This is a genomic window from Streptomyces sp. NPDC001868, from assembly GCF_040297125.1.
Lineage (GTDB): Bacteria > Actinomycetota > Actinomycetes > Streptomycetales > Streptomycetaceae > Streptomyces.
This window is the reverse complement of record NZ_JBEOYO010000002.1, coordinates 252,795-279,547: the sequence shown is the minus strand read 5'-3', so window position 1 is coordinate 279,547 and position 26,753 is coordinate 252,795. Positions and strand designations below refer to the sequence as shown.

The 26,753-nt window shown below is 69.3% G+C and carries 15 protein-coding genes and 1 pseudogene; 6 read left to right on the top strand and 10 right to left on the bottom strand.

What is annotated here, in order from left to right; translation table 11 throughout:
* Positions 1-182 precede the first annotated feature (182 nt).
* The 5 genes from ABT147_RS03640 to ngcE form a co-directional block, all read right to left on the bottom strand.
* Positions 183-1,271, bottom strand: coding sequence for a sugar ABC transporter substrate-binding protein (locus tag ABT147_RS03640; RefSeq protein WP_351402377.1), 1,089 nt, complete (start codon positions 1,269-1,271; stop codon positions 183-185).
* Between the two features lie 136 nt (positions 1,272-1,407).
* Entirely contained in the window at positions 1,408-2,607 is a 1,200-nt protein-coding gene (locus tag ABT147_RS03635) for an ROK family transcriptional regulator (RefSeq protein ID WP_351402375.1), read from the bottom strand.
* Between the two features lie 202 nt (positions 2,608-2,809).
* The gene (locus tag ABT147_RS03630) at positions 2,810-3,742 is read right to left on the bottom strand and encodes a carbohydrate ABC transporter permease (protein ID WP_351402373.1); all 933 of its coding nucleotides are present in this window, start codon (positions 3,740-3,742) and stop codon (positions 2,810-2,812) included.
* Between the two features lie 19 nt (positions 3,743-3,761).
* A complete protein-coding gene (locus ABT147_RS03625) occupies positions 3,762-4,691 on the bottom strand; it encodes a carbohydrate ABC transporter permease (protein ID WP_351402370.1) in 930 nt (309 codons plus the stop codon).
* A gap of 136 nt (positions 4,692-4,827) precedes the next feature.
* Positions 4,828-6,300 (bottom strand): N-acetylglucosamine/diacetylchitobiose ABC transporter substrate-binding protein, encoded by a 1,473-nt coding sequence (gene ngcE, locus ABT147_RS03620; protein ID WP_351402368.1) that lies wholly within the window; start codon positions 6,298-6,300, stop codon positions 4,828-4,830.
* A gap of 482 nt (positions 6,301-6,782) precedes the next feature.
* Between ngcE and ABT147_RS03615 the strand changes: the two genes are divergently transcribed.
* A complete protein-coding gene (locus tag ABT147_RS03615) occupies positions 6,783-10,580 on the top strand; it encodes a GH92 family glycosyl hydrolase (protein ID WP_351402366.1) in 3,798 nt (1,265 codons plus the stop codon).
* Between the two features lie 274 nt (positions 10,581-10,854).
* Here the strand turns inward: ABT147_RS03615 and ABT147_RS03610 are convergent, their stop codons facing one another.
* Positions 10,855-11,934, bottom strand: a complete 1,080-nt coding sequence (locus ABT147_RS03610) for a lytic polysaccharide monooxygenase auxiliary activity family 9 protein (RefSeq protein ID WP_351402363.1) — start codon at positions 11,932-11,934, stop codon at positions 10,855-10,857.
* Positions 11,935-12,437: 503 nt separating this feature from the next.
* Here ABT147_RS03610 and ABT147_RS03605 point away from each other — a divergent pair.
* On the top strand, positions 12,438-13,091 hold the full coding sequence (locus tag ABT147_RS03605) for a class I SAM-dependent methyltransferase (protein WP_351402361.1): 654 nt from the start codon (positions 12,438-12,440) through the stop codon (positions 13,089-13,091).
* Between the two features lie 290 nt (positions 13,092-13,381).
* Here the strand turns inward: ABT147_RS03605 and ABT147_RS03600 are convergent, their stop codons facing one another.
* From ABT147_RS03600 to ABT147_RS03585, 4 genes and pseudogenes are all read right to left on the bottom strand, one after another.
* Positions 13,382-13,873, bottom strand: a complete 492-nt coding sequence (locus tag ABT147_RS03600; RefSeq protein WP_351402359.1) for a hypothetical protein — start codon at positions 13,871-13,873, stop codon at positions 13,382-13,384.
* A gap of 83 nt (positions 13,874-13,956) precedes the next feature.
* Positions 13,957-14,715 carry a helix-turn-helix domain-containing protein gene (locus ABT147_RS03595; protein ID WP_351402357.1) on the bottom strand — a complete coding sequence of 253 codons (759 nt, stop codon included), beginning with the start codon at positions 14,713-14,715 and terminating at the stop codon, positions 13,957-13,959.
* A 42-nt stretch (positions 14,716-14,757) separates the two neighbouring features.
* Complete coding sequence (locus ABT147_RS03590; RefSeq protein WP_351402355.1) at positions 14,758-16,287, bottom strand: sensor histidine kinase; 1,530 nt, start codon at positions 16,285-16,287, stop codon at positions 14,758-14,760.
* A pseudogene (locus ABT147_RS03585) lies at positions 16,284-16,771 on the bottom strand (response regulator). Before ABT147_RS03585 ends, ABT147_RS03590 begins: the two are co-directional and overlap by 4 nt.
* A 234-nt stretch (positions 16,772-17,005) precedes the next feature.
* On the opposite strand from ABT147_RS03585, the gene ABT147_RS03580 reads away from it, so the two are divergent.
* From ABT147_RS03580 to ABT147_RS03565, 4 genes are all read left to right on the top strand, one after another.
* Positions 17,006-20,668, top strand: a complete 3,663-nt coding sequence (locus ABT147_RS03580; protein WP_351402353.1) for a S8 family peptidase — start codon at positions 17,006-17,008, stop codon at positions 20,666-20,668.
* 58 nt (positions 20,669-20,726) lie between these two features.
* On the top strand, positions 20,727-21,728 hold the full coding sequence (locus ABT147_RS03575; protein WP_351402351.1) for a helix-turn-helix transcriptional regulator: 1,002 nt from the start codon (positions 20,727-20,729) through the stop codon (positions 21,726-21,728).
* Between the two features lie 213 nt (positions 21,729-21,941).
* Positions 21,942-25,616, top strand: coding sequence for a S8 family serine peptidase (locus ABT147_RS03570; protein WP_351402348.1), 3,675 nt, complete (start codon positions 21,942-21,944; stop codon positions 25,614-25,616).
* 91 nt (positions 25,617-25,707) lie between these two features.
* A complete protein-coding gene (locus tag ABT147_RS03565; protein ID WP_351402346.1) occupies positions 25,708-26,709 on the top strand; it encodes a helix-turn-helix transcriptional regulator in 1,002 nt (333 codons plus the stop codon).
* Positions 26,710-26,753 lie beyond the last annotated feature (44 nt).

Sequence of the window (26,753 nt, the reverse complement as noted above, 5' to 3'; positions counted from 1 at the left end):
CCGCGCTTGAATTCAGGCGCGGAGGACTGTGCGTGACGCACAAGGATTACAGGGGAACATGCGTAGATCCGCCGCGCTGGGCGGCGGGGTTCCGTCCGGCGCCCGCCCCGGAAGCGGGGTCTGATGTGGGGCGGGCGCCGGACAGGTTCTACGGGACCGCGGAGCGGTCGCGCCTCGGAGGACTACTCGAGGCCGGCCTCCTTGCAGGCCTTGGCGTACTCGGCGGTGCAGATGTCGGCGACCGTGTACAGACCGTCCTTGACGACGGTGTCCTTGATGTTCTCCTTGGTGACGGAGACCGGGGTCAGCAGCTTCGCCTGGACCTTGTCACCGGAACCGCTGGTCACCTCGGTGTCGGCCAGGGACTTGATGTCCTTGTCCTCCAGCAGGTTGACCGCGAGCTCGGCGGCGGTGTCGGCCTCCGGCTTGTAGGCCTTGTAGACCGTGGAGGACTGCGTGCCGGCCACGATCCGCTGGATGGCGGCGAGTTCGGCGTCCTGACCGGTCAGCGGGATGCTGCTGATCTTCGCACCCTTGAGGGTGTTGGCGATACCACCGGCCATGCCGTCGTTGGCGGCGTAGACGCCCGCGATGTTCTTGGCGCCCAGCTGGGTGATGGCCGCGGACATCTTCTCGGCGGCGACGGTGTCCTTCCAGAGGCCGGACTGCTCGTAGGCGATGTCGACCTTGCCGTCGAGGGCCTTGTGCGCGCCCTCCTTGAACTGACCGGCGTTCGGGTCGGCGTCGTCGCCGTTGATCATGACGACCTTGGCCTTGGGGGTCGCCTTGTCGCCGAGCGCGTCGAGGAGGGCCTGGCCCTGCAGCTCGCCGACCTTGACGTTGTCGAAGGAGACGTAGGCCGAGACCGGGCCCTGGGCGAGACGGTCGTAGGCGACGACCTTGACGCCCTTGTCCACCGCGGACTGGATGGAGGACTTGATGGCGGCGGAGTCCTGGGCGGAGACCACGATGACCTTGACACCCTTGGTCACCATGGTGCTCATCTGCTGCGCCTGCTTGGCCGGGTCGGCGGCGGCGTTCGCGTACTGGACGTCACAGTCGGAGCAGAGCTCCTTGACCTTGTCCTCGAAGTACGGCTTGTCGAACTTCTCGTAGCGCGCGGTGACGTTGTCGGGCAGGAGCAGACCGATCGACTTGCTGTCGGAACCGCTGTCGCTACCGCTGTCCGAGTCGTCGTCGCCGGCCTTGCCACAGGCGGCCACGGAGAGCGCCAGCGAAACCGCGGTGGCGCCGATCACGACTCTACGCATCGTTGCGTTCATTTGGGTTGTGCCTCCCTGACACGGGCCGCAGCACTGCGGCCGAGGTGGCTGGAAGTCAACTCGGCCACACGTGCGACGTCAAGAAGTAAATCCTTAACGGGTTGGCAACGGCGTGTTTCGTTCTCTAAGTGAAGGCAGGGGTTGCTGCGGTGAGGGTCCCGTCCAAAAGGGTCGAATCACCCATCTCGCTGAGGGCCAGGGCCAAGGCCCCGAGGACCTCGGCACGGCCGCCAAGCGCTCCTGGCAACACCGAGAGTTGACGTGCGGCACTCGGGATCGCGTACCGGCCGACCGACTCCCTTATGGGCCCGAGAACCAGCTCTCCGGCCTCGGCGAGATCGCCACCGAGGACCACGCGGCTCGGGTTCAGCAGATTGCAGAGATTGGCGACTCCACTTCCGATGTGTCGGCCGACGTCGGCGATCACCCGACGGCAGCCAGGGTCCCCGTCCCGCGCCAACCGTACGACCCCTTCCATGGTCAGATCGGTGCCGTGGCTGGACTGGAGGAGCGGCAGCACATAGCGCGCGGCGGCGAAGGTCTCCAGGCAGCCCCGGTTGCCGCAGCGGCAGACCGGGCCGGATTCATCAAGAGTAATATGCCCGATTTCTCCCGCTGTGCCACCCGGGCCTCTGTAGATCTTGCCATCGATCACCAGTCCGGCACCAACGCCGCTGGACACCTTGATGTACGCCAGGTCCCGCACCCCCCGGCCACTGCCCCAGACCAGCTCACCGAGGGCGCCGAGGTTGGCGTCGTTGTCCACGTGGACGGTCACGCCGAGGCGGTCCCGCATCTCGGCGGCGGGCTTGGTACCGGTCCAGCCCGGCAGGATGGCGGTGGAGCCGAGCGTCCCGGACTCCACGTCGATCGGGCCGGGCACGCCGAGGCCCACCCCCGCGATCTTCGTGGGATCGACGCCCGTGGCTTCGACCAGCCGTGTGACCAGTTGCTCCGCCCGGTCGAAGCCCTGGGCCGAGGAGGCGTCCACGTCCAGCGGCTCGGACTCCTCGGCGAGCACCTGATGAGCGAGGTTCCCGATCGCGACGCGCAAATGCGTATGCCCGAAGTCCACGCCGATCACGATCCCGGCGTCCCCGCTGAGGGAGACCGCGCGCGCCCGGCGGCCGCCCGCCGATGTGGGCGTGACCTCGACGGTTCCCCCGTCCTTCAGCTCACGCACGATGTTGGAGACGGTGGCGGCGGACAGGCCGGTCGTCCTGGCGATCTCCGCCTGCGTCAGCGACCCGGCGAGCCGCACCGCCCGCACGACGCGTTCGAGATTTGCTCGGTGCAGCGACGACTGCGACCCCGGAGTCTCCATCGACTCATCCACTCCCGTCCCAGGACGGGCGGCCCGCACGCCGCCCGTGACCCAGGTCACAGCCACGGAGCCCGGGTCACTTACAAGTTGTGAACTCCAAGCTCCGCTGAACGGGTTACCGCAGTCAAGTCCTTGACGGAAACTGGGGCCGCCGAATGACCACTAAATGTCACTCTGCGGCTACTTGGGGTCCCGGGACGGGCTACTTGAGCGTGGCTGAGGTGAGGCCCGCCTGCACCTGGCGCTGGAAGGAGAGATAGACCACCAGCATGGGGATCATGGCGATGGTGACACCGGCGAAGAGGACGGGCAGGTCCGAGGCGTAGCCCTGCTGCTGCTGGAGCTGGATGAGACCCTGGGTGAGGACGTACCGCTCCGGGTCGTCGCCGCTCTGCGGCTGCATGAGGACCGTGGGCAGGATGAACTGGTTCCACTGGCCGAGCGTGTTGAAGATCCCCACGCTGATCAGCCCCGGCTTGGCCATCGGCAGCATGACCTGGAAGAACGTACGGGTGTGCGAGGCCCCGTCGAGGATGGCCGCCTCGAAGACCGCGGTGGGCAGCGTCCGGAAGAACGCGTGCATGAAGAACACGGTGAACGGCAGTGAGTAGGCGACGTACACCAGGATCAGCCCCTGGTAGGTGTTCAGCATGTCCAGCCGTTTGACCATGAAGAACAGCGGCACCAGGGCCAGGAACACGGGGAACATCGCGCCGGCGACGAAGAAGTAGTACAGCAGCCGGTTGCCCCGGAACGGGTAGCGGGCCAGGACGTACGCGGCCATCGAGCCGAACAGCATGGTCAGCGGCACGGAGAAGACCAGCACGATGACCGTGTTGACGAAGTAGTCGCCGATGCCCTTGTCCCAGGCGCGGGAGAAGACGTCCAGGGTCCAGTTCTGGGGCCAGCCGAAGGCCGAGCCGCCGATCTGGGCGTCGGTCTTGAAGGAGCTGAGCACCAGCCACAGCAGCGGCAGCACGATCAGCAGGGCCCACAGGGCGAGGAAGCCGTGCGAGAAGACGTTCAGGACGACGCCTTCGCCGCGTTCGTCGCTGGGGTCGGTTCCGCGCTTGGTCACGGCCGGTCCGGTGGGGACCGAGTCGCCGCGCGAGGCGGTCTTGAGGGGTGCACTCATCTTCTGTCGTCTCTCCCGCTCAGAACTCGACGCGCTCGCGACGGGTGGCGCGCAGCATGACCACCGACACGATCAGGGTGAGGAGCAGCATCACCACGCCCATCGCGCAGGCGTAGCCGCTCCTGCCGTACAGCAGGAAGTTCCGCATCATCACGGTCGCCATGACCTCGCTGTGGTGGTCGGGGCCGCCCCCGTACTCGCCCGCGGTCATGGTCGAGACCAGGATGAACATGTCCATCGCCGCGATGCCGAGATAGACCCAGGCGGTCTGCACGGAGTCCCACAGCAGCGGCAGGGTGATGCGGAAGAACGTGTGGGCGCGGCCGGCGCCGTCGATCAGGGCAGCCTCGTAGATGTCCCTCGGGATGGCCTGCATGGCGGCGGAGAACAGGACGAGGTAGAAGCCGACGCCGTGCCAGACGACGACCAGGATGAGCGCCCAGAGCACGAAGTTCGGCTCGTTCAGCCACTCGACGGGGCTGCTCTCGTCGACCAGCCCCAGTCGCATGAGGAAGCCGTTGAGCATGCCGCCGCTGTCGCTGCGGTACACGGCCCCGAACAGCACCGCGAGGATCGCCAGCGACAGCACCTGCGGGAAGAAGTAGACGATCTTGTAGAACCCCGACCCGGCGACCCCCGAGACCCCGCCGGCCCGGCCGCGTCCGCCCGCGTTCAGCATGAAGGCGAAGAAGAGCGCGAGCAGGATGGTGATCACCGGGATGAACACCAGGAACAGGATGTTGTGCCAGATGGCCTGGAGAAAGATGTCGTCCTCGAACAACGCCGTGTAGTTGTCCAGGCCGATGAAGGAGAACGTCTGGGACTGTCCCTTCCAGTCCGTCAGCGAATAGCCGAACGTCTGGATGTACGGCCAGATCACGAAGATCACATAAAGCGCCACGGGGGCGAGGAGAAATCCCGCGACGAACCGGTTCTGCCCTTTACGCATTGGCTTTTTCCTGCCTCGGGTTCCATGAGACGAAAGGCGCGCCCGTCTTTTCAGGGGCGCGGGGAACTGCGCGACAAGCCACGACGGACCCGCAGCTCACCACAGTGCGCAGCTCCCACGGCGCTCCGACGCCCCATCAATCCCGACGGTTCTTCTTGGAATCCGGGTCCTTCGCCTGCTTGTCCACCGCCGCCTGCGCCCGCTTCAACCACTCGGCCGGCTGGATCCGCTTCGCCATCAATTCGTTCGACGCGTTCTGGATCGCCGTGTCCATCTCGCTGTACCACTCCGTGTACAGGTAGCGGAACGTGTCGTCACCGGCGGCCTTGGCCACTTCCACCGTCGACTGCGTTCCCGGCCGCAGCGAGACCCCGGTGTCGACGCCGTCCTTCACGATCGTCAGGGAGTTCGCCTCCTTGGCGAACAGCGTCGACCACTCCTTGGAGAGCATCATCCGCATGAACTCCTTGGCGGCCGGCAGGTTCTTCGCCTTGGCCGGGATGATGAACGGCTCCCCGGAGCCGGCCCGGATCGCCTCGAAGGGCATCACGCTGTCCGGCAGTACGGGCATCGGCATGAACGTCATGTCGAAGTCGTCCGGCGTCTGCTTCAGCTGCTCGTTCTCCAGCCAGGAGCCGGAGGTGATGAACACGGCCTTGTACTGGTTCCAGCGGGCCTGGGACTCCGTGTGGGTGAGGCCGTTCGTGCCGGGCATCAGATAGCCCTTCTCGACGATCTCGTAGATCGCCTCGACGCCCGCCTTCGCGGCGTCGGAGCCGACGAACGCCTTCGGGTCGAGGTTGTCGATCGCCTTCATGGCGTCCAGGCCGCCCGTCTTGGCGATCAGGTCCATGATGGCGACGTTGATGTAGTACGGGTACTTGCCCTGGTGGGCGAGGCCGCCGATGCCCTTGGCCTTGGCCTCCTTGCAGATGGTGAGGAAGTCGGCCCAGGTCTTGGGCTCCTCCCAGCCGTTCTCCTTGAAGAGCTTGCCGGAGTACCACAGGCCCCACACCGTGTAGATGTAGTTCAGGGCGACGACCTTGTTCTCCTGCATGCCCGCGTCGAGCGTGCCGGGGATCAGGGTGTCGCGGACCTTCTTGCTCGGGTCGTCGATCGAGGGCGAGTCCAGGACCTCGGCGAGATCGAGGAGCTGGTCGTTCTTGTAGAGGACGTCGATGGGGATCTGCTGGGCGCCGGAGTCGTCGACGATGTCCGGCGGGTTGCCCGCGTTGAACCGGGGCTGGAGCTTGCCGGTGATCTCCTGGGTGCCGGTGTGCGTGGAGGAGACCCCCCACTTCTTCTGGAAGGCGGCCTCCCAGGCCTTGGCGTAGGCGTCGCCGTAGCCGCCCTTGAAGATGACGACGTCGAGTTTGCTGCCCTTCTTGACGCCGAAGGGGTTCGACTCGGAGGTCTCGCCCTGGGTGTCGTCGGAGGTGTCGTCTCCGCCGCCCCCGCTGGCACACGCGGACAGGAAGCTCATCGTCGGGACGGTGATCAGGCCGAGCGCGGCGGAACGCTTGATCAGATCGCGGCGGCCGACGCCCTCGGTGTCGGTGGTGCCGGCGCCCTCGGGGCCGTGGTCGTTCTCAGCGGTAGTGGATCCCATGCTCAAGTCCTCGCCTTCTCCAGGACTCAGGCGGTGAACCGGATCCTCCCGGCACCGCGGTCGGTTCAAGCTGGGGTCGTGCGTGAGGATTCAACAGGGGCAAGACGGCGGTCGGCGCGCGGACACGTCCGCGACCACCGGTAATTCCCCCCAGGTAGTGCCTGTCCCACGGTGGTGCGAGCTGTGCGACCACTATGCGGACGCCGACAGGTATAGTCCACTTCCCGCCAACGGGGCAAGATCGAATGCAAGGTTCGTCTTCGGTCTTTTCCGAGTTGAGACCTCTCGGAAATATGAGCGCCCTTGCGCCACCTGACCGGAAAATCCCCGCCATTCGCCCCGGATGGCGCACTCAACACCCTTGACATCACGCGCCACTTCAACCACTACTGGTCCCTGCGTTACGCGGTCGACAACGTTGTCCTCTTTCGATCATTTCTTGATCGAAAACTGTCTGCTGGACGTAGGGAGAGTGCTCGCCGATGCGGCACAGACGCGGTTCCACGGCGGCGCTGGGCGCCGCCGCTTTCGCTCTGGTGGTGGCCTCGCAGGGCGCGGCCGTCGCGTTACCGGACCGACCGGCGGCCGGGGAGCGGGAGTTCAGCTCCTCGTTCGAACCGGACGACCCGGCGCCGAACTGGCTCAGTACGGTCGACACGGCGCCGGACGGCTCCGCGCGGACCTCCGGTGTCGACGGCGGCTACACCACCGGCATCCCGGGCAACATCACCGACCATGTCACCGACGTCCGGGCCAGCGGCGAGAACGCGGGCAGCGGGGAGGTGAAGGAGAACCTCGTCGACGGCGAGCCCGGCACCAAGTGGCTCACCTTCCAGCCCACCGGCTGGGCAGAGTTCGACCTCGACCGGCCGGCCGAGGTGGTCACGTACGCGCTGACCTCGGCGAACGACTTCGAGACCCGCGACCCGAAGGACTGGACCCTGCGGGGCTCCACCGACGGCAAGGAGTGGAAGACCCTCGACACCCGCTCCGGTGAAAGCTTCGGGGAACGGTTCCAGACAAAGTCGTACGACATTCCCGGCGACGCGGTGGCCGAGTACCGGCACTTCCGGCTCGACATCACCAGGAACAACGGCGCCTCGATGATCACCCAGCTCGCCGATGTGCAGTTCTCGACGGGCGGCGGGCAGACGCCCGCGCCGAAGGAGATGCTGTCGCTGGTCGACCGGGGCCCGAGCGGCTCGGCGACCGCGAAGGCCGGCATGGGCTTCACCGGCAAGCGGGCCCTCAGATACGCGGGCAGGCACACGGCGGACGGCCGGGCCTACTCGTACAACAAGGTCTTCGACGTGAACGTGGCCGTCGAGCGGGACACCGAGCTGGCCTACCGGATCTTCCCCTCGATGGCGGACGGCGATCTGGACTACGACGCCACGAACGTCTCGGTCGACCTGGTCTTCACCGACGGCACCTCCCTGAGTGAGCTGAGGGCCGCGGACCAGCACGGATTCCCGCTGTCGCCGCGCGGGCAGGGCGCGGCGAAGGTGCTGTACGTCAACCAGTGGAACGACGTGGTCGCGCGGATCGGGTCGGTCGCGGCCGGGCGGACGGTGGACCGGATCCTGGTGGCGTACGACTCCCCGAAGGGCCCGGCGAGGTTCCGCGGCTGGCTCGACGACGTGACGCTGCGGGTCCGCGCCCCCGAGCCGCCGAAGGCGCACCTTTCCGACTACGCGGTGACCACCAGGGGAACGAATTCCAGCGGCGGTTTCTCCCGCGGCAACAATTTCCCGGCGACGGCGGTGCCCCATGGCTTCAACTTCTGGACGCCGGTGACCAACGCGGGCTCGCTGAGCTGGCTGTACGACTACGCGCGGGCCAACAACGCGGACAACCTGCCGACGATCCAGGCGTTCAGCGCGAGCCATGAGCCGAGCCCCTGGATGGGCGACCGGCAGACCTTCCAGGTGATGCCCTCGGCCGCCACCGGCACCCCCGAACTGAGCCGTACGGCACGGGCGTTGGCGTTCCGGCACGAGAACGAGACGGCCCGGCCGTACTACTACGGGGTGCGCTTCGAGAACGGTGTCAGGGCCGAGATGGCGCCCACGGACCACGCGGCGGCGCTGCGGTTCACCTATCCCGGCGACGACGCGAGCGTGATCTTCGACAACGTCACGGACCAGGCCGGGCTGACCCTGGACAAGGACGCCGGGGTCGTCACGGGATTCTCGGATGTGAAGTCGGGGCTGTCCACGGGCGCGACCCGCCTCTTCGTGTACGGGGTCTTCGACGCCCCGGTCACGGACGGCGGCTCGACCGGGGTGAAGGGCCACCTCCGCTTCGACGCGGGCGCGGACCGCGCGGTGACGCTGCGACTGGCCACCTCACTCATCAGCCTCGACCAGGCGAAGGACAACCTGCGCCAGGAGATCCCGGACGGCACGTCCTTCGAGACGGTGAAGGACCGGGCGCGGGCGCAGTGGGACCGGATTCTCGGGAAGGTGGAGGTCGAGGGCGCGACCCCCGACCAGCTGACCACGCTGTACTCGAATCTCTACCGGCTGTATCTGTACCCCAACTCCGGCTTCGAGAAGGTCGGTTCGACATACAAGTACGCCTCGCCGTTCTCGCCGATGACCGGCCAGGACACCCCGACGCACACCGGCGCGAAGATCGTCGACGGCAAGGTGTACGTCAACAACGGCTTCTGGGACACCTATCGGACGACCTGGCCCGCGTACTCTCTCCTGACGCCCGGTCAGGCGGGTGAGATGGTCGACGGGTTCGTGCAGCAGTACAAGGACGGCGGCTGGACCTCCCGCTGGTCCTCCCCCGGCTACGCGGACCTGATGACCGGCACCTCGTCGGACGTCGCGTTCGCGGACGCACACGTCAAGGGCGTCGGCTTCGACGCGAAGGCGGCGTACGAGGCGGCCCTGAAGAACGCCACGGTCGTCCCGCCCTCGGCGGGCGTCGGCCGCAAGGGCATGGCCACCTCGCCCTTCCTCGGCTACACCTCCACCGACACCCACGAGGGCCTGTCCTGGGCCCTGGAGGGCTACCTCAACGACTACGGCATCGCCCGGATGGGCCAGGCGCTGTACCGGAAGACGGGCGAGAAGAGATACAAGGAGGAAGCCGCCTACTTCCTCAACCGGGCCCAGGAGTATGTGAAGTTGTTCGACAAGGACGCCGGGTTCTTCCAGGGCCGGGACGGCAACGGGGCCTGGCGGGTCGACTCCGCGAAGTACGACCCGCGCGTCTGGGGCCACGACTACACGGAGACGAACGGCTGGGGCTACGCCTTCACCGCACCGCAGGACAGCAAGGGCCTGGCCAACCTGTACGGCGGCCGGGGCGGGCTGGCGCAGAAGCTGGACACCTACTTCTCCACCCCGGAGACGGCCTCCCCCGAGTTCGTCGGCTCCTACGGCGGCGTCATCCACGAGATGACCGAGGCCCGTGACGTCCGCATGGGCATGTACGGCCACTCCAACCAGGTCGCCCACCACGCGATCTACATGTACGACGCCGCCGGGCAGCCCTGGAAGGCCCAGCAGAAGGTCCGCGAGGTGCTCTCCCGCCTCTACGCCGGCAGCGGCATCGGGCAGGGCTACCACGGCGACGAGGACAACGGCGAGCAGTCGGCCTGGTACCTGTTCTCCGCGCTCGGCTTCTACCCGCTGGTGATGGGCAGCGGCGAATACGCCGTCGGCTCCCCGCTGTTCACCAAGGCGACCGTCCATCTGGAGAACGGCAGGGACCTGGTGGTCGAGGCCCCCAGGAACAGCGCGCGGAACGTCTACGTTCAAGGCCTGAAGGTCAACGGCAAGGCCTGGACATCGACTTCACTGCCCCACTCGCTCATCTCCAAGGGTGGCACCCTGAAGTTCGACATGGGCCCGAAGCCGTCCCGCTGGGGCACCGGCGAGAGCGCGGCCCCGGTGTCGATCACGAAGGGCGACAAGGCGCCGGCACCCCGCTCGGACGCCGTCGAGGGCGACGGCGCGCTCTTCGACAACACCTCGTCGACGAAGGCGTCGGTGGGGACGGTGGCCCTCCCGACTCCCGCCCGGACCAAGGCGGTTCAGTACACGCTGACCTCCGCCGACCGGACCGAGGCGCCGACCGGCTGGACCCTCCAGGCCTCCGCGGACGGCACCGCCTGGAAGACCCTCGACAGGCGCTCCGGCGAGTCCTTCGCCTGGGACCGCCAGACCCGCGCCTTCTCGGTCCCGGTCCCGAAGGCTTACGACCACTACCGGCTGGTCCTCGACGGCACGGCGACGCTGGCGGAGGTGGAACTGCTGTCCTGATGTCCTGATCCGCCGGTCGGGGTCGGGTGCTGTGACGCACCCGACCCCAACCGGCTTGACTTGGTTGCCCGTTGAAACGATAGAGTCTTGTCCAGACCACTCGACAACGTTGTCCTGGCGAGAGGTCCCACAGCGGCACTCCCACCGCGCCCGGTCTCCCCCGTACCGGGTCGCGGCTCGCGGACCGGGTGGGCACGCACCGCCCGCCCACCCGGTCCGCCCCGAGCGCGACGCCTGCCCCCGCACAGGGCCGGCACCGCGGAAGGGGCCGGGCTCAGCCCACCCGGCAGGGCAGTGTCGTCGCGGGATCACCCCCCGGCCCCTGCACCACGTAGCCGAACGTGGCGGTCTTCCCTGGAGCCAGCGACCCGTTCCAGTCCGCGTTGTGGACCATCACGTTCTGTCCCGTGTAGGTCGCGCTGCCGCTCCAGAGACTGTCGACCTTCTGTCCGGCGGGCAGGGTCCAGTTGACCATCCAGCCGAGCATCGGCACATCACCGGTGTTGGTGACGACGACCTCGGACTGGTAGCCACCGTTCCAACTGCCCGTCGTACGACGGGTCGCGGCGCACTGGCCCGGCACCGGCTCGCTGGGGTTGCCGGGCTCCTTGATGCCGGTCACCTCGCCGTTGCCGCCGTCGAAGACGATGTCGGAGCAGGAGTAGAAGGTCTCCGCGCTGTCGGAGCGCTGCCACACCATGTAGATGAGGTGGCGGCCCGACTTGTTCGCGGGAAGCTGGCCCCGCCAGGAGTAGTTGGCCTCGACCGTGCCCGGACTGCCGTTCAGCGGCGGGTGGTCGACGCTCAGGAACGGCCGCTCCTCGATGTTGTTCCAGGTGAGCGGCTTCGTCGGGTCGAAGCCGTCCTTGGTGATGTAGGCGTAGAACCAACCCGGGTGCGCCGCCCACGCGTTGTACGAGAAGTCGATGGTGGCGCCGGAGGTGAGGTGGGTCAACGGCCAGTCGGCGCTGGGGGTGTTGAACCCGGTGAAGTTGGTGTTGCCGCCGCTGCACAGCTGGCCGTCCGGCACGAAGCCGCGGGTGCGGCCGGCGCCGTCCGAGCGGAGCACCGAGAACCAGTTGTAGAACGGGGTCGTCCCGCTCGTCTGCTGCGCCGAGCGACAGGCCGGGTTCACCGGTTTGATCTCCCCGGTGTCGGTCAGCCCGTCCTGCCAGCACAGGAAGGTGCGACTGCCGGGCTTCATGGGAGTGCCGTGCGCCTCCGCCTTCCCACTGCCGGCCGTGACGACCAGGCCGAGCGCCGGGATCGTGGTCACCAGGGCGAGCAGGACGAGAAGGAGTGCTCTGTGGTGCCGGGGGAGCCTTAATCGTAGAGATCGATCTGCCACGTGCATGACAAACTCTCCTTGCGTGTACGGCTTGGAGGTGGGGGGACGTGCGCGTGCCGATGCGGATGTACCGGGGTGCGGATGTGCCGGTGTGCGGATGTGTGTGGTGCGGGGTGGGAGCGGGCCCGGGCGATGACGGGTTCCGGTCCGCCATGCCTTATGGGAGCGCTCCCACCCCCACCTACTTCGCAAGCTAGCGCGGAGCGCCGCGCTTGTAAACGGCTGACGCGTGGTGAGGGCGAGGAGCCGGGGAAACCGGTCGCGGGCCGCTGATGCCATGACCGCGAACGGCCACCGGCGTGGTGCGACGGCTGGGTGTCGGCGGCGGTGGATGTCGCGCGGGTCGGCTGAAGGTCGGTTGAAGCTCGGGCCGTGGTCTGTCGGTTGCCCGGTCCAGGATCGGGCCGTGGTCTGTCGGTCGCCTGGTCCAGAGTCGGGCCCTGGACTGTCAGACGCCCGGTCCAGAGTCGGGCCCTGGACTGTCAGTCGCCCGGTCTAGGGTCGCCCGCATGGCTGAGCCCTCCTTTCTGACCGCTGTCCGCGAGTCGTACGACACCATCGCCGCCGATTACGTCGAACGCGTCCCGCCTCCGGCCGAGCTGGACCCGCTGTCACGCGCGATGCTGGCGGGGTTCGCCGAACTGGTGCGGACGGCCGGGTTGGGGCCGGTGGCGGACCTGGGGTGCGGTCCGGGACGTGTGACGGCGCATCTGGCCGGGCTGGAGGTGCCCGTCTTCGGCGTCGATCTGTCGCCGAAGATGGTCGGACTGGCCCGGCACGCCTATCCGCACCTGCGGTTCACCGAGGGCTCGATGACCGCGCTGGAGACGGGGGACGACGAGCTCGGCGGCATCCTGGCGTGGTACTCCACCCATCACACGCCCCCACAGTGGCTGCCGGAGGTGTTCGCCGAGTTCCACCGCACGCTCGCGCCCGGCGGCTACCTGCTCTGGGGAGACTATGTCGGCGACGAGCGGCTGCAGCCGACCCACGCCTATGGCCGCCCGGTGTCCTACGAGTCGCACCTCCTGCCCCTGGACCGCATGGTCGACCTGCTGCACCGGGCCGGATTCGTCGTCACCGCACGGCTGGAACAGGCGCCCGGCGGACGCGTGCACAGACCACACGCCTGCCTCCTGGCCCGCAAGCCCGAAACGCCCTGACGGGGCTCGTACCCGGCCCCTCGGGCCACGCGTCCCCCTCTCCCCGTCCCCGTCCTCCCAGTCGTCGTACGGCTCCGGCGGCACCCGCAGCAGGGCGCGGCACTCCGGACCGTCGGTGCCGTAGACACCGACCGGTGGGGTACGGCCGAACTCCTGGACTCCCGCCACCTCCCCGTACGCGACCGCCACCGCCAGCAGGCGGCCGCCCTCGGCCTGGACGGCGAGATCGGGCTCGCCGATCTCGGTGAGCGGGCGGTCGCCGAGGACGTGGTCGACGCGGAAACGCGGCGTCATGCTGCTGGTTCTCGCCAGGGACGCTCGGCGCGCAGCCGGACGTCGTTGAGCAGGCGGCGGGTGAGTGTGGTGTGCAGGCCGGTGTTCAGGATGAGCAGGCGGTAGAGGCGGCCGGCCGGGCCCGGGAAGGCGGCGTGGGTCTCGGCGCGGAGGCGGGTGTGGTCCGGGCCCGCCGTGTCGAGGTGGAAGGTCCAGGTGTACGAGGAGAAGCGGTGGCGGCCCTGGAGGGTCAGCTGCCGGGACGGGATCGCGGTCGCCGTCCGGAAGCCGGGGAACGTCGTCGAGTCGTCCACGGGCGGGCGCGGTCCGGACGCGGTGTGGTCGGCGCAGCCCACGAGCTTCGCGTAACGGACCGCCTCGGGACGGGAGAAGGCGCAGTCGAGCGCCTCGGCCAGGGCCCACCAGACCTCGCCGGCGTCCGCCTCGACGAGGATCGTGTGCTCGTCGACGAACGGCAGCGGGGTGCGGCGGCGCATCGGTGCATCCATGAGGCGAGTCTTCGCCCTCCGGCCCCGCCGCCGCCAGGGTGCCGTGCGACGACATTCGTCACGCCGGCACGCGCCGCTCCCGCTCACTCACCCGGCAGTCGCCCCAGCAGGGCCTCCGCCGTGTCGCCCACCTGGTGGAGTTGGCTCGCGGTGAGGCGCCGCAGCTCCCAGAGGAGTTCGGCGATGCCGGTGATGTCGTACCTCAGGGGCGGGGCGTCCGTGGGCAGGGGGACCCCGGTCAGTACGGCGAGGTCGGCGGCGGGGACGTCGAGCAGCGCGGCGTAGTCCGCCAGGAGGTCGGGGGTCAGCGGCTTGCGTCCTGCGCCCACTTGGCCGTAGGTGGAGGCGGCCCAGTATCGGCCCGTGACCAGCAGGAACGTGTGCGCGGTGGGCGCCCAGCGGAGGTTCCTGTTCTGGACCATGCGCATGAGGAGGGCACCGGGACCCGGAGGGTACTGCTGGTACCGGAACGGTTCCGGGGCAGGCTGCGTGCGTTCCTCCTGGGACAGGGACGCCACGAGCCCGCGTAGGGCGGGGCGTTGTTCCGGTGGGAGGAGGACGGCGTTCCGGATGACGCGGGGGACCTTCGGCCCGGCCTTGGCGTCCAGCGGGGCCAGGTCGTCGGGGAGGTCGATGCCCGCGAGCGCGAAGACATCCGCCGCGTGGAGACCGAGGGCGGGCGCGAGCCGCCGTAGGAGGGGCGGGTTCGGCGCTTCGCCGTGGAGTACGGCCGACAGTTCGGGCTCGGGCACGGCCGTGAGCCGGGACAGGGCCGCCGGATCCAGCCCCCTGCGATCCAGCAGCCGCCGCAACAGCGGACCGAAGTCCTCTTCCCCCACCATCCCGCAAGGCTAGCCCGGTGTCCCGTAGGCCTCCCCCGGCGGTCACACCGAAATCGACGGCACCGTGGGCACCGACGGAACCGAGGGCGCCGAGACCGTGTCGATGGTGGGGAGTTCGGTGCCGGTCAGGGGGAGTTCGATCGTGAACTCGGTGTGGCCCGGCTCGCTGGTGACGTCGAGGCGGCCGCCATGGGCGGAGACGATCGCGGCGGCGATGGCGAGGCCGAGGCCGGCGCCGCCCTCGTGGGGGTTGGCACGGGCGCGGGAGGCGTCGGCGCGGGTGAAGCGTTCGAAGACGGAGGGGAGGAGGGCCGGCGGGATGCCGGGGCCGTTGTCGCGTACGCGGATCACACAGCGGTCGTCGGTGGCCTCCACGGACGCCGTGACCGTCGTGCCAACGCCCGTGTGCACACGGGCGTTGGCCAACAAGTTGGCCACCACCTGGCGCAGACGGGCCTCGTCGCCGCTCACCAGGGCCGGGGCGTCCAGGAGCAGGGCGAGCTGCCAGTTGTGGCCCTCGCCCGCCGCCCGCGCGTCCCACACCGACTCGGCGACCACCGCCGCGAGGTCCACCTCGCCCGACCGCAGGGGCCGGCCCTCGTCGAGCCGGGCGAGCAGCAGCAGGTCCTCGACCAGTCCCGTCATCCGCGCCGACTCCGCCGACACGCGCCGCCAGGCCAGCGCGGGTTCTATGCGCTGCGTACCCCGGTTCATGAGTTCCGCGTATCCGGCGATCGAGGCGAGCGGGGTACGGAGTTCATGGCTGGCGTCGGCCAGGAAGCGCCGCATGCGTTCCTCGCCGGCCTGGCGTTCGACGAGGGACGACTCGACGTGGTCGATCACGCGGTTGAGGGCGGCGCCGACCTGGCCGGCCTCGCTGCCCGGGTCGGTGTCGCGTTCCGGGACTCGGGTGAGGCCGACGACCTCGCCCCGGCCCAGCGGTGCGCGCGAGACCTCGACGGCGGTGGCGGCGACCCGGCCGAGCGGGCGCAGTTCGCGCCGTACGACGAACGCGCAGACGCAGCCCGCGACCGTCAGTGCGACCGCGGCCACCACGGCCTCGACCACGACCAGGCCGCGGATCATGTTCTGGACGTCGTCCATCGGCAGCCCGGTCAGCACCCGGACCCCGTTGTCCCCGGTGCCGCCGATCGCCGTGATCCGGTAGGTGCCGAGGCCCGGCACGCTGCGGGTGTGCATCCTGCCGTCGGCCCTGATGCCGGCGAGGGCCGACCGCTGGGCGGGGGTCAGGTCCTGGGGTGCCACGTCCTGGGCGACGACCTGGGCCGTGAGGAGGGTGCCGTCGGCGGCGAGGCGGGCGGCCAGGGTTCCGGCGGGCTGGCCGCTCTCCTTGAGGAAGCCGAGGTCGGTGTCGTGCTCGGGGTGGAGCCCGGCGCCGCCCTGGCTGCGGGCGACGGCGTTGGAGACGCGGTCGTCGAGGTTGCCCAGCAGGTACTTGTGCTGGGCGAGGATGGTCGTGACCGCCATGGCCGCGCAGACGAAGGCCAGGGTGACCCCGATGAAGAACAGCAGGCGGGTCCGCAGGGAGCGCCCGCGCAGACGTACGGTCATCTCCCGTCCTCCTCCGCCCGGATCGCGTACCCGAGTCCGCGCACGGTGTGGATCATCGGGGCCCGCCCTTTGTCGATATTGCGGCGCAGTCCGGAGATGCGGGTCTGTTCGGCGCCGCACCGGCGCAGCAGTCCGCGCAGCCGCAGCACGACCTCCTCCAGGGGAACGGCTTGGTGACGTAGTCGCCGGCGCCCGCCTCCAGTCCGTCGAGCCGGTGTTCGAGGGCGTCGCGGGCGGTGAGCATGAGGACGGGCAGGCGTGGGCGCTCGTACCGCAGTCTGCGCAGCACCTGGAGGCCGTCGAGGACGACGGCGTGCGGGGCCGAGGAGCGGGCGATCCGCAGCGCGCTCTCGCCGTCGAGGGCCGGACAGAGCCGCCCGCCCGCCTCGGTGACGGCCACGCACAACAGTTCCGTGAGCGCCGGTTCGTCGTCGACGATCAGCACACGGATGTGGTCGCCGCGAAACCGAGAAGTGCCAGACATGTCCCGATCGTGTCCCGGCTTCCTGGGGGAACCCTGTGTTCAAGCTGGGCGACGGCCGTGGGACGCCCTCCCGGGGGCATCGGATGCGGTCAACTGCCTTGACCGAAGGTGGCATTGGCACTCCCCGGCCACAGGAATCCCTTGAGCCGCTTTGCGCGCTGCACGCACTCTGAGCACTGGCTTCCGCTCCACGAGGGCGGAGGTGTTTCAGCGTTCAGGGGAGGACCTCCACACATGCGAAGACTCCACGCCCTTTGGGCCGTGGCAGGAGCGGCCGGGCTGCTCGCCGGGGCGGTCACGCCCGCGGCGGCAGGTGCCGTGTCCCCGACCATCCAACCGGGCAGCACGAAGACACCACACACCGACGCCCAGGCCGTCACCCTCATCACCGGCGACACGGTTTCCGTCACCACTGGGCCCGACGGCAAATCCGCCGTCGAGGTCGAGCGCGGCAAGGGCCGTGAGGCGGCCACCTTCCTTTCCACCGAGCGCGACGGCGAGGTCAGTGTCCTGCCGGCGGACGCGATCCCGCTGATCCAGGCGGGCCGTCTCGACCCGGCCCTGTTCAACGTCACCCAGCTCGTGAAGCAGGGGTACGCGGACTCGAAGACCGGCACCACGCCGGTGATCGCGACGTACAAGAGCGGCAGCGTGACCCCCGAGGGCGCACGTCGGACGCTCACGCTGCCCGGGATCGACGGGGCCGCGCTGAGCGCGAAGAAGTCGACCTCGTTCTGGGCGGACATCGCTCCCGCACTCGGCACCGAGCCCACCGCGAAGGCGGCGAAGCAGCTCGGCGAGGGCATCGACAAGATCTGGCTCGACGCCCAGGTGAAGGCGTCCCTCGATGTGAGCGTGCCGCAGATCGGCGCGCCCGAGGTGTGGCAGGCGGGTTACGACGGCAAGGGCGTCAAGGTCGCCGTCCTGGACACCGGCGTGGACACCGGGCACCCGGACCTCGCGGGGAAGCTCGCCGAGACGCAGAGCTTCGTACCGGACCAGGCGGTCCAGGACGGCCACGGCCACGGCACCCATGTGGCGTCCACGATCGTCGGCTCGGGCGCGGCCTCGGACGGCAAGCGCAAGGGCGTCGCCCCGGGCGCGGAACTGCTGGTCGGCAAGGTGCTGGCCAACGACGGCCGGGGCCAGTCCTCCTGGATCATCGCCGGCATGGACTGGGCCGCGCACTCCGGGGCGAAGATCGTGTCGATGTCGCTGGGCGGTGACGCCACCGGCCCCTCCGACATCCTGAGTGAGACCGTCGACGAGCTGTCCGCGTCCACCGGCGCCCTCTTCGTGATCGCGTCGGGCAACTCCGGTCCGGCCGAGCAGACGGTCGGCACCCCGGGCATCGCCGACTCGGCGCTGACGGTCGGCGCCGTCGACAAGTCCGACAAGCTGGCCTCGTTCTCCAGCCGCGGCCCCCGCCTCGGTGACTTTGCGGTCAAGCCGGAGATCACCGCGCCGGGCGCGGGCATCGTGGCGGCCCGTGCGGCGGGCACCACGATGGGCACGCCGGTCGACGCCAACTACACGGCGGCGAACGGTACGTCGATGGCGACCCCGCATGTCACGGGCGCCGCGGCGCTGGTCGCCCAGGCCCATCCGGACTGGACGGGGCAGCAGATCAAGCAGGCGCTGGCGACCACGGCGAAGACCATGCCGGACGCCGATGTCTTCCAGCAGGGCGACGGCCGGGTCGACGCCGTACGGGCGGTGAATCAGGGCGTCTTCGCGACCCCCGCACTGAGCTTCGGCAAGTACGAGGACGCCGACACCGAGGTCGCCACCAAGGACATCACGTACACCAACACCACGGACAAAGCGGTGGAGTTGAAGGTGTCCTCGTCACTTCACGACGCCGCACTGAACGCGGACACGGTCACCGTCCCGGCGAAGGGCACCGCCACCGTCGCGGTCACGGTCGACCCGGCCAAGGAGGCGGTCGGCCGGTACACGGGCCACATCACCGCGAGCGCCGACGGTGTCCTCGTCACCACGGCCGTCGGCTTCGAGAAGCTGCCGAAGACCTACGACCTGAAGGTGTCGCTGCTGGGCCGCGACGGCGAGCCGTCCACCGGCGCGTCGCTCTTCATGCTGCAGGAGCTGAACGGCGCGTACCCCGACACCTACGGGTTCATCGGCAAGGGCTACACCTTCAAGGTGCCGGCCGGTACGTATTCCATGGCGTCCTGGATCTCCAAGCGGGACGCGGCCGGACTTGAGGTCGACACCTCGATCGTCGGTGATCCGGAGATCAAGGTCGACCAGGACACCGAGGTCGTCCTCGACGCCCGCAAGGCGGTCGAGATCAAGCCGAAGACCAAGGAGGACTCCGAGTTCCGGGGCTTCACCACCACCTGGCACCGGGAAGGCCCGGGCACTGGCCTGGGGGTGACCTACAGCCAGGGCTGGTGGACCGACCACGTCTATGTGGCGCCCACCGAGAAGGTCACCCAGGGCGTGTTCGAGTTCTCCTCGAAGTTCCGTCTGTACGCCAAGGAGCTGACGGCGAGCGTCACCGGCCCGGAGAAGTACGCGCTGCCTCTCGACTACGCGCAGACGTACAGCGGCCTCCCCGTGAAGGTCAGCGGTGATCACACGGTGCGGGCGGTGGACGCGGGCGCCGGTACCGCGGCCGACTTCAAGGGACTCGACGTCAAGGGCAAGGTGGCGGTCGTCCGCGTGGGCGCCGGTAAGAGGGCGGACGAGGCACTGGCCAACGCGACCGCGGCCGGGGCCGGTTACGTCCTCGCCTACCAGGAGAAGCCCGGGTACTGGCTCGGCTCCGTGCAGAGCATGACCATCCCGCTGATGCTCGCCACCGGCGAGGACGGCGCGAAGCTCGGCGCCCTGCTGAAGAGCGGGAAGAAGGTCAAGCTGAAGCTGGCCGGCACTCCGGTCAGTCCGTACGTGTACAACGTGATGTTCCCGCAGGTGGGGGGCGTCTCGGCCAACCAGACGTACAACCTGAACAGCTCCAGCACGGTGAAGCAGAAGGTTCGCTACCTCGGGGCCCGGGCCGGTGATGTCGGCAAGGACGCCGTGTACCGGTTCCGCCCCTGGCAGGGGGCCGACATCGCGACCAGCACCAACGTGCAGCTCGGCACGGAGCGCACCGAGTACTACAACGTCTCCGACACCCGGATCTGGCACGCCGTCTATCCCCACTGGAAGGCGACCCAGCCTCAGTGGGGGGACTTGCGGACCTTCGACAAGGCGGGCAAGCAGCCCGCCGAGGACTGGCTGGGCCAGGTCGTCCGGCCGGCGACCGCCCAGCGGTACGGCCTCTCCCAGCGCACCGGTGACAAACTCTCCTTCCGCATCCCGGAGTTGAGCGATGCGACACCGGGCCACTACGGATTGGTGGACAACGTCCTGGACACCGCGAAGGGCAAGCTGTACGCGGACGGCCAGCTGGTCGGCGACACCGCGCTCGGCGGCTACGGCGCCTTCACCGTCCCGGCGGCGAAGTCCTCGTACCGTCTCGTGGTCGACACACAGCGCACGGCCGACTGGGCGGCGTACTCCACCAGCACCCACACCGAATGGTCCTTCGCCTCGGCGCACACGGACCAGCAGACGGCGCTCGGGGTGCTCTCGGTCGACTATGACGTGGCCGGGCTCAATCTCCTCAACAGCGCTGAGGCCGGGCACACGTCGAAGCTCGGCCTCTCCCTCCGGAACCAGTCGGGCGGCGTCACCACAGGTTCCCTGAAGGCCTGGGTCTCGTACGACGACGGCACCTCCTGGAAGGAAGTGAAGGTCAAGAACGGCAAGGCGGAGCTCAAGCACCCGAAGAAGAGCGCCGGGTTCGTGTCGCTGCGCGTACGGGCCGCCGACCGGGACGGCAACACGGTCGACCAGACGGTGGTACGGGCGTTCGGCCTGAAGTAGCCGACCTCCGTCAAACATTGCGAAAATTCTTAACAAAGATCGTCTACCGTGCCGGGCCATGGTGAACACGGCATACGACACGGCAAGGGAGACCCCTGCCGCGAGCCCCTGGGCCGCGGTGGGGGTCTCCGCGTTCGACGAGCTGCTGTACCAGGCCATCCTCAACCAGCCCGACGCCGGCGCGGCCGGCTGGGCGCTGCTGACCGGTGCCTCCCCTGCCCTGGTCCGTGAGGCCTGCAGCCGGCTTCTCACGCTCGGTCTGCTGCAACCACCGGACTCCATGGGCGGATTACGGGCAGTCGACCCCCGGGTGGCGATCCGCGCGCTGATCCGGCGGCGCGAGACGGAGTCCGAACTGCTGGCCGCCACCGCCGAGGAGATGGCGACCGCGTACGAGGCGGGGCTGCTGCGCGAGGAGCCGACCCGTCTGATCGAGGTGGCGTCCGGCGAGGGCGCCATCGCGGCACGGCTGGAGGAGATGTACGCGCGCGCGGAGCACGAGGTGTGCCTTTTCGACACACCGCCGTATCTCGCCCCGGCCGGTCCGCAGGTGGATCTCCAGGCCGATCTGCTCAACCGCGGGATCGTCTCTCGCGGGATCTACGCGGCGACCGGCCTGGAGGATCCGAAGGTCCTGTCCCGCGCCTTGAGGATGGTCGAACTCGGCGAGCAGGCCCGGGTACTGCCTTCCGTGCCGCTCAAGCTGCTGGTGGTCGACGGATGCCGGGCGCTGCTGCCGCTGACCGCCTCCGTGGCCGGCGGCTACTGCGCCGTCGTGATCTGGCACTCGGCGGTGACCGAGGCCCTGCAGAAGCTCTTCGAGATGGCCTGGCAGCAGGCGACTCCGCTGGGCCAGGCGGCGGACGACAGTGAACTCTCCGAGAGCGAGAGGACGTTGACCCGGCTGCTGGCGGCCGGAATGAAGGACGAGGCGGTGGCTCGCCATCTGGGGGTGAGTCTGCGGACCCTGCGGCGGCGGGTGAGCGAGCTGCAGGAGCGGCTGGGGGCGTCGAGCAGGTTCCAGCTGGGGATGCGGGCTTCTCAACGCGGCTGGGTGTAGCCGCTGCGGCTCCGTGAGGCGAAGGGCCGCGCTCCGGCCGGGAGCGGGGCCCTCACTCCGTCGGGTGCCGTGGCCGAAGGGTGCATTGGCACTCCCCGGCCACAGGAATCCCTTGAGCCCCAATCTGTGCGGCGCCCACTCTGATCACTGGCTTCCGCTCACCAGGCCGGAAGCGTTTTCAGAGTTCGAGCGTTCAGGGGAGGACCTCCACCCATGCGAAGACTCCACGCCCTCTGGGCCGTGGCAGGCGCGGCCGGGCTGGTCGCGGGCGCGGTCGCGCCCGCGACAGCCGGTCCCGTGTCCCCGGTCACCACCACCCCCAGGAGCCCCGGCACAGCTGCTGTCCCGGCGCAGACCGTCACCCTCATCACCGGCGACACCGTCTCCCTCACCAAGGGAGCGGACGGCAAGAACGCCGTCGACGTCCGGCGCGGCAAGGGCCGGGAGGCCGCGACCTTCCTGTCCAGCGAGAAGAACGGCGAGGTCAGTGTCCTGCCGACGGACGCGATCCCGCTGATCCAGGCGGGCCGTCTCGACCCGGCCCTGTTCAACGTCACCCAGCTCGTCAAGCAGGGCTATTCGGACGCCAGGACCGGCGCCACCCCTGTCATCGCGACGTACAGCAAGGGCAGCGCGACCCCCGAGGGCGCGCGCAGGACGCTCGCACTGCCCGGGATCGACGGCGCCGCGCTGAGCGCGAAGAAGTCCAGCGCGTTCTGGGCGGACATCGCCCCGGCCCTCGGCACCGAGCCCACCGCGAAGGCGGCGAAGCAGCTGGGCGAGGGCATCGACAAGCTCTGGCTCGACGCCCAGGTGAAGGCGTCCCTCGATGTGAGCGTGCCGCAGATCGGCGCGCCCGAGGTGTGGCAGGCGGGTTACGACGGCAAGGGCGTCAAGGTCGCCGTCCTGGACACCGGCGTGGACGCCGGACACCCGGACCTCGCGGGGAGGATCGCCGAGTCGACGAGCTTCGTACCGGACCAGGCGGTCCAGGACGGTCATGGCCACGGCACCCATGTGGCGTCCACGATCGTCGGCTCGGGCGCGGCCTCGGACGGCAGGCTCAAGGGCGTGGCGCCGGGCGCGGAGCTGCTGGTCGGCAAGGTGCTGGGCAACGACGGTCGCGGCCAGTCCTCCTGGATCATCGCGGGCATGGAGTGGGCGGCGCACTCGGGCGCCAAGGTCGTCTCCATGTCGCTGGGCGGTACGGCGACCGGCCCCTCCGACGTGCTCAGTGAGACCGTCGACGAACTGTCCGCGTCCACCGGCGCCCTCTTCGTGGTCGCGTCGGGCAACGCGGGCCCGTATGAGCAGACCGTGGGCACCCCGGGCATCGCCGACTCGGCGCTGACGGTCGGCGCCGTCGACAAGTCCGACAAGCTGGCCTCGTTCTCCAGCCGCGGCCCGCGCCTCGGTGACTCCGCGGTCAAGCCGGAGATCACCGCGCCGGGCGTGGGCATCGTGGCGGCCCGTGCGGCGGGCACCACGATGGGCACGCCGGTCGACGCCAACTACACGGCGGCGAACGGTACGTCGATGGCGACCCCGCATGTCGCGGGCGCCGCGGCGCTGGTCGCCCAGGCCCATCCGGACTGGACGGGCGAGCAGATCAAGCAGTCCCTGGCCAGCACGGCGAAGACGAACGACGTCAACTCCGTGTTCGAGCAGGGCGACGGCCGGGTCGATGTCGTACGGGCGGCCGGGCAGGGTGTGTTCGCGACCTCGGCGCTGAGCTTCGGCCAGTTCGAGGACGGTGACACGGGAGTCGTCGGCAAGGACATCACGTACACCAACACCACTGACAAGGCGGTGGAGTTGACGATCTCGTCCAGCCTCGCCGCAGCCGCCCCGGGCGTCGGTACGGTCACCGTCCCCGCCAAGGGCACCGCCACGGTCCCGGTCACGGTCGACCCGGCGGCGCAGGCCCAGGGCCGGTACACGGGCCACGTCACGGCGACCGCCGACGGCATCAAGGTCACCACGGCCGTCGGCTTCGAGAAGGCGCCGAAGACCTACGACCTCAAGGTCTCGCTCCTGGGCCGCGACGGCAAGGCGCCCACCGGGGGCTCGATCTACACGCTCATGGAGCTGAACAGCGCCATCCCCGACGAGTACGGCTTCCTCGGCACCGGCTGGACCTGGCAGGTCCCGGCGGGCACCTACCACATCTCGACCTGGATCCCCGACCGTGACGCGGGCGGGACGGCCGTCGGCAGCTCGGTCGTCACCAGCCCCGAGATCAAGGTGGGCGGGGACACGGAGGTCGTGCTCGACGCCCGCAAGGCCGTGGAGATCAAGCCGAAGACCAAGCAGAACTCCGAGTTCAATGGCTTCAGCACCAATGTGCACCGCGAGGGGCCGGGCAACGGCTGGGGCCTCACCTACAGCCAGGGCTTCTGGACCGACCACGTCTATGTGACGCCGACCCCGAAGGTCACCATCGGAAGCCTGGAGTTCTCCGCCAAGTTCCGGCTGTACGAGAAGGAGTTGACGGCGAGCGTCACCAGCCCGGAGAAGACCGAGCTGTCCTCGCTCTACTACTCCCAGACGTACGAGGACTTCCCGTTGAAGATCAGCGGTGACCACAAGGTCCGGGCGGTGGACGCGGGCGGCGGTACCGAGGCCGACTTCGCGGGGCTCGACGTCAAGGGCAAGGTGGCGGTGGTCAGGGTCGGCGCCGCGGACCGCGCACAGAGCGCTCTGGACAACGCGACCAAGGCCGGTGCGGGTTACCTCATCGTGTACCGCGACAAGCCCGGTTTCTGGATCGAGGCCGTGGACCGAGCGACCACCGTCCCGCTGATGATCGCCACCGGCGAGGAGGGCGCCAAGCTCACCGGTCTGCTGAAGACCGGCAAGAAGGTCACGCTGAAGCTGAGCGGCACGCCGGTCAGTCCGTACGTCTACAACGTGCTCGTCGCGCAGAGCGGTTCCATCTCCGCGGACCAGAACTACAGCCTGGACAAGTCCAACACGGTGAAGCGGCACGCCCGTTACTACGGGGCGACGGCCGGCGAGATCGGCGCGGACGCTCTGTACACGTTCCGCCCCTGGCAGCTCTTCGGCATCGAGAGCAGCGTGTACACGCAGTTGGGCACGGAACGCGACGAGTACTACTACGTCGACCCCGACACCCGTACCTGGCACGTCGTCTATCCCCACTGGAACACGTTCAGGGGCCAGTGGAGCCCGCTGCGGACCTTCACCGAGGCGGGCACGGAGAAGGGCACCGAGAACTGGCTGCGCCAGGTCATCCGCCCGGGAACCAGTGAGGAGTACGGCCTCTCCGAGCGCACCGGTGACAAACTCACCATGTCTGTGGCGGAGTTGACCGACTCCACGCCGGGTCACTACGGATACATCGACGGCACCGACAGCACCGCGAAGGGCAAGCTCTACGCGGACGGGCAGCTGGTCGGCAACTCGGTGCTCGGCGGCTACGGCATCTTCGACGTCCCGGCGGCCAAGGCCTCGTACCGCTTCGAACTGGACGTGCAGCGCCGGGCGGAGTGGGCCAAGTACTCCACGAACACGCACACCGAGTGGACCTTCGCCTCGGCGCACACCGACGCCTCGACCGCGCTGCCGCTGCTCACGGTCGGGATCGCGCCGAAGGGGCTCGACCTCCTCAACCGGGCGGACCGCAAGCAGGAGTTGGAGGTCGCGCTGCCCGTCGCCAACCAGCTGGGGAGCGTGAAGGCGAGCAGTCTGAAGGCCTGGGTCTCCTACGACGACGGCACCTCCTGGAAGGAAGTGAGGGTCAAGAACGGCAAGGCGGCGTTCAAGGCCGCGAAGGGCGCCGAGTCGGTGTCGCTGCGGGTGCGGGCGGCCGACCGGAACGGCAACGGGATCGATCAGACCGTGCTGCGGGCGTTCGGCCTGAAGTAACCCGGGCGACTGGCCCGTCTCAGCAACTCGGGCAGGCGACCCCCGAAACCTGTGCCTCAGCCTTAACAAGGATCCTCTAGCGTGCCGGGGCATGGTCAACACGGCATATGACACGGCAAGACAGACCCCTGCCGCGAGCCCCTGGTCCGCGGTGGGGGTCTCCGCCTTCGACGAGCTGGTGTACCAGTCGATCCTCCATCAACCCGACGCGGGCGCGGCCGGCTGGGCGCTGCTCACCGGCGCCACACCGGCCCGGATCCGTGAGTCCTGCAACCGGCTGCTCGCGCTCGGCCTGCTCCAACCGCCGGACTCCATGGGCGGGTTACGCGCGGTCGACCCGCGCGTGGCGATCCGCGCGCTGATCCGGCGGCGCGAGACCGAGTCCGAGCTGCTCGCCGCCACCGCCGAGGAGATGGCGACCTCGTACGAGGCGGGGCTGCTGCGCGAGGAGCCCGCGCGGCTGGTCGAGGTGGTCTCCGGGGAGGGCGCCAACGCGGCACGGCTGGAGGAGCTGTACGCGCGCGCCGAGCACGAGGTGTGTCTCTTCGACACGCCTCCCTATCTCGCCCCGCGCACCCCGCAGTTGGACCTCCAGGCCGATCTGCTCAGCCGTGGGATCGTGTATCGCGCGGTCTACTCGGCGACCGCCCTGGAGGACCCGGACGTCCTGTCCCACGCCTGGAAGATGGTGGAACTCGGCGAGCAGGCCCGGGTGTTGCCGTCGGTGCCGGTCAAGTTGCTGCTGGTGGACGGGCGTCGGGCGATGCTCCCGCTGACCGCCGGCCCGGCGGGCGGCTACTGCGCCGCCGTCGTACGGCACTCGGCGGTGACCGAGGCCCTGCAGAAGCTCTTCGACCTGGCCTGGCAGCAGGCGACACCGCTCGGTCAGCCGGTCGGTGAGGGTGAACTCTCCGAGGGGGAGCGGACGTTGACGCGGCTGCTGGCGGCCGGGATGAAGGACGAGGCGGTGGCCCGGCATCTGGGCGTGAGCCTGAGGACCCTGCGCCGCCGGGTGAGCGACCTCCAGGAGCGGCTGGGGGCGGCGAGCCGCTTCCAGCTGGGGATGCGGGCGGCACAGCGCGGCTGGTTGTAGCGGACCCGAAGACCTACGCGGAGGGCTACGCGAAGGGCCGCACC

What these genes read in the sequence shown, in the direction of transcription:
- ABT147_RS03640 (WP_351402377.1), bottom strand. Translation starts at nt 1,271, where the DNA reads ATGCGTAGAGTCGTGATCGGCGCCACCGCGGTTTCGCTGGCGCTCTCC.
- ABT147_RS03635 (WP_351402375.1), bottom strand. Translation starts at nt 2,607, where the DNA reads ATGGAGACTCCGGGGTCGCAGTCGTCGCTGCACCGAGCAAATCTCGAA.
- ABT147_RS03630 (WP_351402373.1), bottom strand. Translation starts at nt 3,742, where the DNA reads ATGAGTGCACCCCTCAAGACCGCCTCGCGCGGCGACTCGGTCCCCACC.
- ABT147_RS03625 (WP_351402370.1), bottom strand. Translation starts at nt 4,691, where the DNA reads ATGCGTAAAGGGCAGAACCGGTTCGTCGCGGGATTTCTCCTCGCCCCC.
- ngcE (WP_351402368.1), bottom strand. Translation starts at nt 6,300, where the DNA reads ATGGGATCCACTACCGCTGAGAACGACCACGGCCCCGAGGGCGCCGGC.
- ABT147_RS03615 (WP_351402366.1), top strand. Translation starts at nt 6,783, where the DNA reads ATGCGGCACAGACGCGGTTCCACGGCGGCGCTGGGCGCCGCCGCTTTC.
- ABT147_RS03610 (WP_351402363.1), bottom strand. Translation starts at nt 11,934, where the DNA reads ATGCACGTGGCAGATCGATCTCTACGATTAAGGCTCCCCCGGCACCAC.
- ABT147_RS03605 (WP_351402361.1), top strand. Translation starts at nt 12,438, where the DNA reads ATGGCTGAGCCCTCCTTTCTGACCGCTGTCCGCGAGTCGTACGACACC.
- ABT147_RS03600 (WP_351402359.1), bottom strand. Translation starts at nt 13,873, where the DNA reads ATGGATGCACCGATGCGCCGCCGCACCCCGCTGCCGTTCGTCGACGAG.
- ABT147_RS03595 (WP_351402357.1), bottom strand. Translation starts at nt 14,715, where the DNA reads ATGGTGGGGGAAGAGGACTTCGGTCCGCTGTTGCGGCGGCTGCTGGAT.
- ABT147_RS03590 (WP_351402355.1), bottom strand. Translation starts at nt 16,287, where the DNA reads ATGACCGTACGTCTGCGCGGGCGCTCCCTGCGGACCCGCCTGCTGTTC.
- ABT147_RS03580 (WP_351402353.1), top strand. Translation starts at nt 17,006, where the DNA reads ATGCGAAGACTCCACGCCCTTTGGGCCGTGGCAGGAGCGGCCGGGCTG.
- ABT147_RS03575 (WP_351402351.1), top strand. Translation starts at nt 20,727, where the DNA reads ATGGTGAACACGGCATACGACACGGCAAGGGAGACCCCTGCCGCGAGC.
- ABT147_RS03570 (WP_351402348.1), top strand. Translation starts at nt 21,942, where the DNA reads ATGCGAAGACTCCACGCCCTCTGGGCCGTGGCAGGCGCGGCCGGGCTG.
- ABT147_RS03565 (WP_351402346.1), top strand. Translation starts at nt 25,708, where the DNA reads ATGGTCAACACGGCATATGACACGGCAAGACAGACCCCTGCCGCGAGC.